The 8,604-nt window shown below is 75.8% G+C and carries 6 protein-coding genes; 3 read left to right on the top strand and 3 right to left on the bottom strand.

All coding sequences use genetic code 11. The features are described from left to right. Positions 1-140 precede the first annotated feature (140 nt). Positions 141-1,013 (bottom strand): aldo/keto reductase, encoded by an 873-nt coding sequence (locus tag ACFYPH_RS28915; RefSeq protein ID WP_354862534.1) that lies wholly within the window; start codon positions 1,011-1,013, stop codon positions 141-143. A gap of 213 nt (positions 1,014-1,226) precedes the next feature. Here ACFYPH_RS28915 and ACFYPH_RS28910 point away from each other — a divergent pair, with 213 nt between their 5' ends. Beyond that, on the top strand, positions 1,227-5,333 hold the full coding sequence (locus tag ACFYPH_RS28910; protein ID WP_387186198.1) for a CHAT domain-containing protein: 4,107 nt from the start codon (positions 1,227-1,229) through the stop codon (positions 5,331-5,333). Positions 5,334-5,513: 180 nt separating this feature from the next. On the opposite strand, the gene ACFYPH_RS28905 is transcribed toward ACFYPH_RS28910, so the two are convergent. Further along, positions 5,514-6,026 carry a hypothetical protein gene (locus tag ACFYPH_RS28905; protein WP_387186195.1) on the bottom strand — a complete coding sequence of 171 codons (513 nt, stop codon included), beginning with the start codon at positions 6,024-6,026 and terminating at the stop codon, positions 5,514-5,516. Further along, positions 6,023-6,337, bottom strand: a complete 315-nt coding sequence (locus ACFYPH_RS28900; protein ID WP_355068174.1) for a hypothetical protein — start codon at positions 6,335-6,337, stop codon at positions 6,023-6,025. Before ACFYPH_RS28900 ends, ACFYPH_RS28905 begins: the two co-directional genes overlap by 4 nt. 298 nt (positions 6,338-6,635) lie before the next feature. Here ACFYPH_RS28900 and ACFYPH_RS28895 point away from each other — a divergent pair, with 298 nt between their 5' ends. Together ACFYPH_RS28895 and ACFYPH_RS28890 are read left to right on the top strand one after the other, a co-directional pair. Continuing rightward, positions 6,636-7,001 (top strand): YciI family protein, encoded by a 366-nt coding sequence (locus ACFYPH_RS28895; RefSeq protein WP_354862527.1) that lies wholly within the window; start codon positions 6,636-6,638, stop codon positions 6,999-7,001. Positions 7,002-7,132: 131 nt separating this feature from the next. Next, a complete protein-coding gene (locus tag ACFYPH_RS28890; protein WP_387186192.1) occupies positions 7,133-8,515 on the top strand; it encodes an FAD-binding oxidoreductase in 1,383 nt (460 codons plus the stop codon). Positions 8,516-8,604: the final 89 nt, after the last annotated feature.

Genomic DNA, 8,604 nt, shown 5'->3' with positions numbered 1-8,604 from the left:
CGCCGGGATCTTCGGCTATTCGCATCTGACCGGCGGCTTCGCGGGCGGTCAGGCGCAGTACGCGCGGGTGCCGTTCGGGTGGTCCCGGCCGGGACCACCCGCACGGCCTCGCTCAGCTCGCCTCGCTCAGCTCGCCTTGGTCAGCTCGCCTTGGTCAGCGCCTCGAACTCGTCGTCGGTGAGCCGCACGTCGGCCGCGGCCACGTTCTCCTCCAGGTGCGCCACCGAGGACGTGCCGGGGATCGGCAGCATCACCGGCGAGCGGCGCAGCAGCCAGGCCAGCGCGAGCTGCGCGGGCGTCGCGCCGTGCTCGGTGGAGATCGCGTCCAGCGGGCCGCCCGGCCGGGCCAGCTCGCCGGTGGCGATCGGGAACCACGGGATGAACGCGAGGTCGTTGCGCTCGCAGTACTCCAGGACGTCCTCGGCGCTGCGGTTGGCGAGGTTGTAGAGGTTCTGCACCGAGGCGATCGTGGTGATCGCGCGGGCCTGCTCAATCTGCTCGACGCTCACCTCGGACAGCCCGATGTGGCGGATCTTGCCCTCCTGCTGCAACAGGGCCAGCTCACCCAACTGGTCGGCCAGCGGCACCTGCGGGTCGATCCGGTGCAGCTGGTAGAGCGGGATGCTGTCCAGACCCAGGTGACGCAGGCTCAGCTCACACTGCTGACGCAGGTACTCCGGCCGGCCCACCGGACGCCAGTCGCCCGGGCCGGAGCGGGTCAACCCGGCCTTGGTCGCGATGACCAGGTCGTCGGCGTACGGGTGCAGAGCCTCGCGGATCAGCAGCTCGGACACGAACGGGCCGTACGAGTCGGCGGTGTCGATGAACGTCACGCCCAGCTCGACCGCCCGGCGCAGCACCCGCAGCGCCTCGGCCGGGTCCTTCGGATCACCCCACACACCCGGCCCGGTGATCTGCATCGCCCCGTAACCGAGCCGGTTGACCGTGACGTCGCCCCCGATCCGGTACGTACCGGACGCCTTCGCGGGCTGCTTGCTGATGTCGGTGGCCATACGCGCATCCCCAATCGTCTTCGTCGCGGCGGGCAAGACAGACAACCCACCACCTCGTGATCATCCCCCGGGAGCCGGCCATCATGCCGCCGCTCGCCCGATTGTGTGCGCCGACACGGCAGCATGCGATCACTGTCGTCCTGCCGCTAGCGCCCGTCCTGTCCGGTCTGCTACGCCTGATCCGAGTCGGTGCGGCCGGCCGGGGGAGGCGCGATGTGGCGACGGTTCAGACCCGACCCGGTCGGTCGGCTGCGGGAGCGGCTGGACCGCTTCGACACCACCCGCGACCACCGGGCGGTCCTCGACTCCGGCGCGTTCCGCGACGCCGAGGCCGTCGTCGACCTGGTGACCGCGACGCCCACGGACGGGCCGCTGCCCGAGCGGGTCGCCGAGGGTGTGTTCCTCCTGGCCTGCCTGCACTGGTACCGATACCAACTGCTGCCCCCGGGCGAGGACGCCGACGACCTCGGCCAGGCGCTCGGGCTCACCCAGTTCCTGCTGCGCTGCGCCCCGCAGCGGGTGTCGCCGGCAATGCTGGCCCTGCTGCACGCGCACCGACCGCCAAGCGGCGGCGGCCCACACGCCGACGCGCCGCCGACCCGGTCCGGCCCGCGGTCGGCCGGGTCGGGTGCCGACGCCGCCGGCGCCCGCTACGTCGAGGCCGTCATGCTGATGGCCGCCGCGGAGACCAGCCGCGACTACCGGGCGGCCGACCGGGCCGAATCGCTGCTGCGCCAGGCCCTCGACGGTACGCCGGCCGGTGCGCCGGAGCGGCTGCACTACCTGTCCGCCCTCGGCAGGGTCCACCGTGACCAGTTCCAGCACCTCGGCCGACGAAGGGCCCTCCCGGCGGCCGTGACGGCGCACCGGGAGAGCCTGGAGGCCACCGGCCTCGGGGACCCGGAACGTCCCGTGCGGCTGTTCAACCTCGGCAACGTCCTGGGCGACACGTACGAGGTCGACCGCGACCCGGCCGCGCTGGACGAGTCGATCACGGTGCTGCGCGACGCGGTCCGGGCCGCCGCGACGGGCACGCCGGTGCGCACGATGGCGCGGATGAACCTCGGCCAGCGGCTGCGCGACCGGTGGCGGCTGCACCGGCGCCCGGGTGACCTCGACGAGGCGATCGACGCCTTCGCCGGGGCTCGGGGCAGTGCCGATCCCCGGGTCGCCGCGCTGCACGGCGCGGCGCTCGCCGAGCGGTTCCTGCGCGACCGGACGCCCGCCGACCGGGACTCCGCGATCGAGGCGTACCGGTCGGCGCTGACCGGGTTCGGCGGGCTCGACCCGGAGCTGGCCGGCACCGCGCAGGTCGGGCTCGCCACCCTGCTCGCGGACCGGCACCAGGCCGCCGCCGATCCGGTCGACCTCGACGCGGCGATCGACGCGTACCGGGCCGCGGCCGGTTCCGGAGCGACACCCGGCGGGACGGATCGCGAGGAGCTGCGCCACGCCATGGCCGGTCTGCTGGCGAAACGGTACGAGTTGCGGCAGCGGGCCGACGACGTCACCGAGGCGGTACGGGTGCTGCGCGCCGGCGTGGCCGCCGCCCGGGACCCCGGTCAACGAGCGCGTCGGCTCGCCGACCTCGGCTACGCGCTCGCGCTCGGCCACGCCGACCTCGGCGGGGTGAGCGCGCTGCGCGCCGCACGGGACGGGCTGACCGAGGCGGAAAGCCTGCTTCCCCGCACCGACCCGCTGCGTCACCACGTGCTCAACAACCTCGGCAACACCCTGCGCGAACTCTCCGACCTGGCCGGAGAGCCGGCGCTGCTGGAGCCGGCCGCGGTTGCGCTGCGCTCGGCCGTGGCCGCCGCCGGGCCGGACGCCGCGTCCCTGCCCCGGTACCGCTCGAACCTGGGCCTGGTGCTGCAGGCGCTGTTCGCCTCGACCCAGGACCTGGCGACCCTGACCGAGGCGATCCAGGTGCTGGCGCAGGTGATCGACACGACGCCACCCGGGCACCCGGACCGGTTGCCGGCGCTGACCAACTACGGGGCCGCCCTGAACCGCCGGGTCGAACTCTTCCTCGACGGCGCGCTGCCCGCCGGCGGCGAGCCCGCCGACCAGGTCGCGGCCGGCGTCGCCCGGGACTCCGACGCCGCGGTGGCCGCCCTGCGCGAGGCCGCCCAGCTGGCCGAACAGGAGGCCACCCCCAGCGAGTACGCCCAGACGCTCGGCACCCACGCGCTGGCCCACCTGCTGCGGCACCGCCTGCACGGCGACCTGCCGGCGCTCGACACGGCGATTCGACTGCTCCGGCGACTGAGCGAGCGACAGTCGCTCGGCGCGGACCGCTACCGGATCCTCACCAACCTCGCCAACGCCCTGCTGCTGCGCTACCGCGCCGGTCACGCCGATGCCACCGCCACCGCGATGCTGGCCGCGTACCGTGCAGCGGTCGACGAGCTGACCCCCGAGCACCCGGCGCGCACCATGTGTCTGAGCAATCTCGCCACCGCCCTGGAGGCGGTGGCCGACGCCGCCACCTCCGACCCCGGCTCCGCCGCGACGGCGACCGCCGGTGTGGGCGGCTCCGCCGCGCTCGCCGAGGCGGCGGCCGCGCTGCGCGCCGCCGCCGACGTCGAGTCCGCCCCGTCGCTGTTGCGGGCGGTGGCTGCCAGCAGGTACGCGGCGCACGTCGCCCAGGCCGGCGACCTTCCGGCCGCGCTCGACGGGTACGCCACCGCGATCGAGCTGATCGATCTGGTGGCCTGGCACGGCATGGACCCCGACGACCAGACCCGCCTGCTCGGGCGTTTCCCCGGGCTGGCCAGCGACGCCGCGGCGGTCGCCGTCGCCCTCGACAACCCGGAGCGCGCGGTCGAGCTGCTGGAGTACGGCCGCGGGGTCCTGCTCACCCGCGCCCACGACGCGGGCGCCGACCTGGCCGCGCTGCGCGCGCAGGCCCCCCGGCTGGCCGCCCGCCTCGCCGAACTCCAGGACGCCCTCGACGACTTCCCCGCGCCGGCCGGGGTGGCATCGGCGGCTGGGCTGACAGCGACCGCCGGACCGACCCCGGAGCAGCGGTACGACCTCGCCACCCGCCGTCGCCAGCTGCTGACCGAGATCCGCGACCGGCCCGGCTTCGCCGACTTCCTCCGTCCACCGCCCTTCGACGAGCTGGCCCGGGCCGCCGCCGACGGTCCGGTGGTGCTGGTCAACGTGGCTGCCCGGCGCTGCGACGCGCTGGTCGTCGCCAAGGGCCGGGTCAGCGTGGTGCCGCTGCCGGAGCTGACCCTGGACGAGCTGGTCGTCCGGACGGCGAGCTTCCTGGCCGCGATCGCGGTGCTCACCGGGCCGGCGGCGCCGGACGTCCCGCAGCCGCAGGTGCAGCGTCGTCGATCGGCGGCCCGCGCCGAGGTCGCCCAGACACTGGACTGGCTGTGGCGGGTCGTCGCCGCACCCGTACTCGACCGGCCTCTCCCCGCCCCGCCGTCGGCGGACGCCGAACCGTCCACCCCGCCGTCGGCGGACGCCGAACCGTCCACCCCGCCGTCGGCGGACGCCGAACCGCCCGCCGTGCCGTGGTCCGGCGTGGGCGGGTCGGTGGGGGAGTGGCCTCGGTTGTGGTGGTGTCCCACCGGGGTGCTCACCCTGCTGCCGCTGCACGCGGCCGGTCCGATCGAGGGTGGCGACGGGGTGCTGGACCGGGTGGTCCCGTCGTACACGGCGTCGCTGCGGGCGCTGGCGCACGCGCGCCGGGGCGTCCCGGCCCGGCCCGAACCGGTCGACTCGGCGGTGTTCGTCGGCATGCCCCGGACGCCCGGCCTCGCCGACCTGCCCGGCGTCGCGCGGGAGGAGAAGATCGTCCGTCAGCACGTGCCGCGGGTCCGCTCACTGCTCGGCTCGGTGGCCACCCCGGCGGCCGTGCTCGCCGCCCTGCCCGACCAGCCGGTCGCCCACCTGTCCTGTCACGGCACGCAGGACCTGCGCGCCCCGGCCTGGGGTCGTCTGGAGCTGGCCGGCGGCGCGCTGCACGTCCGGGACCTGTGGCGGCCGGCCGGCAACCCGGCGGCGCTGGCGGTGCTCTCGGCCTGCGAGACGGTACGCGGCGGGGCGGCCCTGCCCGACGAGGCGCTCACGCTCGGTACGGCCTTTCAACTGGTCGGCTTCCGGCACGTCATCGGCGCGCTGTGGTCCATCTCGGACACGCTGACCGTGCGGCTCTGCAAGGACCTCTACGACGGATTGTCAGTGCCCGGAGGGATCGCGCCGGACCGCGCGGCCGTGGCCCTGCACGCGGCGGTCCGCCACCTCCGCGATGACCTGCCGGATCACCCGGACACCTGGGCCGGCTACGCCCACCTCGGCCCCTGACGGCCGCCCGACCTGCTCGATGGCGTCCGCGCAGGCGCACGCCGCGCTCGACGGGCGGGCTCGGGGCGACACGCGGGCAGGGTGGCGACTGCGGATGCCGTGCCGCTGACCGCCGAAGCGCTGCCCGCCGACCCATCCGCCGCCGGACCGCCAGGCCCGGGGCGCTGGGCAGACCGCGCGCTAGCGAGTCGACGCCGGGGAGCTGATGGCCGGGGAGCTGACGGCCGGGGAGGCGGGGCGGGCGGGGGCGTACCAGGTCACGCCGACGGCCGCGACCAGCAACGCGGTGCAGAGCAGCACCAGCCCCACTCCGGTCCGCAGGGACCGGACCGCCGCCAGGGCCTCCAGGTGGTCGCCGAGCGGGGCCGGCGGCAGAGCCGCCACCGGGGTCACCGTCAACCGGCCGTGCGCCGCGCGGAGCAGCGCGAGCGCCCCGGCCACGCCCGCGGCCAGCGCGGCGAGCAGCAGGACCCCGACCAGCGCGCCCCAGCCCGCCGCGAGCGTGGTCACGTCGGTGCGACCCCGGATCAGGCTGAACCCGACCAGCGCCACCAGCAGGCCACCCAGCCCGTTGCGCCAGGCCACCGCCGCCGCGCGGACGCGCTCCAGCTCGCCGCGCAGCAGGCCGGCCAGCTGCTGCGCGCGGTGCAGGTCGGCGACGGTCGCGGGCGGCCCCGGGCGAAGCCGGATCACGCCTCGACCTCCAGCCACAGCGTCCAGTACGCCCCACAGCCGCGCATCCCGGCGGGACGCCCCGGGTGCTCGGCCTCGCACTCGCACAGCAGCGTCCGGTAACCGGGATCCGGGGCCCCGGCGTCCTTGCGGTACACCTCGTCGACGAGCGTCGTGGTGCTCGGGTGGCCGCACCGGGGGCACCGCCCACTGAGCACCACCGCGAACTCGAATTCCTGCGGCCGGAAGCCCGCCGCGGCCTGCGTGGCGTACGCCTCGTCGGTCACCTCGGCGTACGACAGTGGGCTCGACACCGGCTCGTCGTCGCGCATCCCGACCTCCCACCACCGACACCCGGACCGTCCACCGTAGTCGGTGTCGGCACCCGCGCCGACCGACGTGCCGGGTCGCCGCCGGCCGGGGATTCCGGCAGGCGGGGCGGCGGACTGCCGCCCGGCCACGCCACCACCGACCGTGGCCGTGGCACCGTCGACCCGTGGACTGACCGGGGGGCAGTTGCGCGGAGCGACCGGTACCGCCGTCGTCGGCGTGCGACGCTGGGCGCGTGCCGGTGACGCCGGCTCGGGCGGCCGGGCCGGTGCGTGCCGGCGCGACGGCGGAGGGAGCACCATGGCGGGAGTGCCGCAGGTCGACTTCGCGCTCGACACGTACGAGTGCATCGTGATCTATCCCGGCGCGGCCGGACGGGCCCTGCCCCCGGAGACCGTGCAGCGGTTGCAGGCCGAGCACACCGAGCACATGCAGGCGTTGCAGCGCAGCGGAATCATCCTGGTCGCGGGCTCGGTGGACGGCCCGGCCCGTACGCCGGAGCCGCCGATCGGCTTCGGGCTGGCCCGCACCGGCAGCGTCGACGACGTGCGCAGCGTGCTGGAGGCCGACCCCGCGGTGCAGGCCGGCCTCTACCGGGTGGACGTGTTGACCTTCCTCTGCCCGGCCGGCTCGTTGGAGTTTCCGCTGGTCAAGGCCCAGAGCTGACGGTCGGTCCAGCGACAGGTGTCGTGATGGTGACGGCGTTGCGGCGTCCGCCGGTGCTACGGTCGCGCGCACCGAGGATCGCGGTCGGGGCGCACCCGGCGTCATCGGCCGGGCCCGGTCGAGGAGACGCCATGAGCTCCGCCGCCACCCCCGATGTCGCGTCCGCCGCCGCGCGGCTGCGTGCCCTGCTCGGTGACCGCGTCCACGAGCCGGGCGAACCCGGGTTCGACACCGCCACCCGCCTGTGGAACGCCGCCGTCGACCGTACGCCCGCCCTGGTCGCCCACTGCCTGGACGCCGACGAGGTGGCCGCGGCGATCCGTGTCGCCGCCCGGTGTCACCTGCCGGTGTCGGTCCGCTCCGGCGGGCACGACTGGGCCGGCCGGGCATTGCGCGACGGTGGCCTGGTTCTCGACCTGACCGGCCTGCGTACCGTCCGGGTCGATCCGGACCGGGGCACGGTGACGGTGGCCGGCGGTGCCAGCGCCGCCGACCTGCTCGCCGCCGCCGCCCCGTACGACCTGGTGGTGCCCACGGGTGTGGTCCGCGACGTGGGCATGGCCGGGCTGACCCTGGCCGGCGGGTACGGCCCGCTCTGCGGGCGGTTCGGCCTGGCCCTGGACAACCTGCTCGGCGCGGAGGTCGTCCTCGCCGACGGTCGTCGGGTCACCGCCGACCCACGCCACGACGCGGAGTTGTACTGGGCGCTGCGCGGCGGCGGTGGCAACGTCGGCGTGGTCACCGAGCTGCGGTACCGGGCGCACCCGCTGCCCGCCGTGCTCGCTGGCATGATCATGTTCGCGCTGGCCGAGGCGCCGGCCGTGCTGCGCGGCTACGCGGCGCTGCTCGCCGACGCCCCGGACGAGTTGACCGTCATGGCCGGGTTCCTGCCCGGCCCGGCCGGCGAACCGGTGGTCTTCGTGTGCCCCTTCTACAGCGGCCCGGACCTGGACGCCGGCCGCCCGTGGCTGGACCGGCTGCGGGCGCTGGGCACCCCGTTGGTCGACCAGGTCGACCCGCTGCCGTACGCGGACGCGTTGCGGATGTTCGACGGCGGGATGGTCGACGGAAACCACTACCTGCTGCGTACCCGCTGGCTGCCACCGCTCGCCGACGGCGCGGTGGACGCGCTGGTCGACGCCGCCCGGCAGGTCACTTCGCCGTTCTCCGCGCTGGCCCTGCACCACTTCCACGGCGCGGCCACCCGGGTCCGGCTCGGCGACACGGCGTTCGGTCTGCGCGCCGAGCACCTGCTGACCGAGATCATCGCGGTGTGGGCGCCCGGCGGGGAGGCCGCACCGCACCTCGCGTGGGCCGAGCAGACGTCGGCGGCGCTCGCCCCGCTCGCCCTGCCCGGGGGCTATCCGAACCTGCTCGCCCCGACCGAGACCGAACGGGTCCGGCTGGCGTACGGCGCGAACTGGTCGCGTCTGCGCCGGGCCAAGCGGCACTACGACCCTCGTGACCTGCTCACCGCCGTGCCCACGCTGCCCCCGTCGGAGCACCCGGAGTGAGCGTGCGCCGGGAGCGCCCCGACACCGCCCGCCGCGACAGGCGTACGATTCCCGGCGCGCGGTCGCCGTTGCCCGTCGCCACAACGTTC

Source organism: Micromonospora sp. NPDC005252 (assembly GCF_042872475.1).
Taxonomy (GTDB): Bacteria; Actinomycetota; Actinomycetes; order Mycobacteriales; family Micromonosporaceae; genus Micromonospora.
This window is presented reverse-complemented; position numbering and strand designations above follow the sequence as displayed.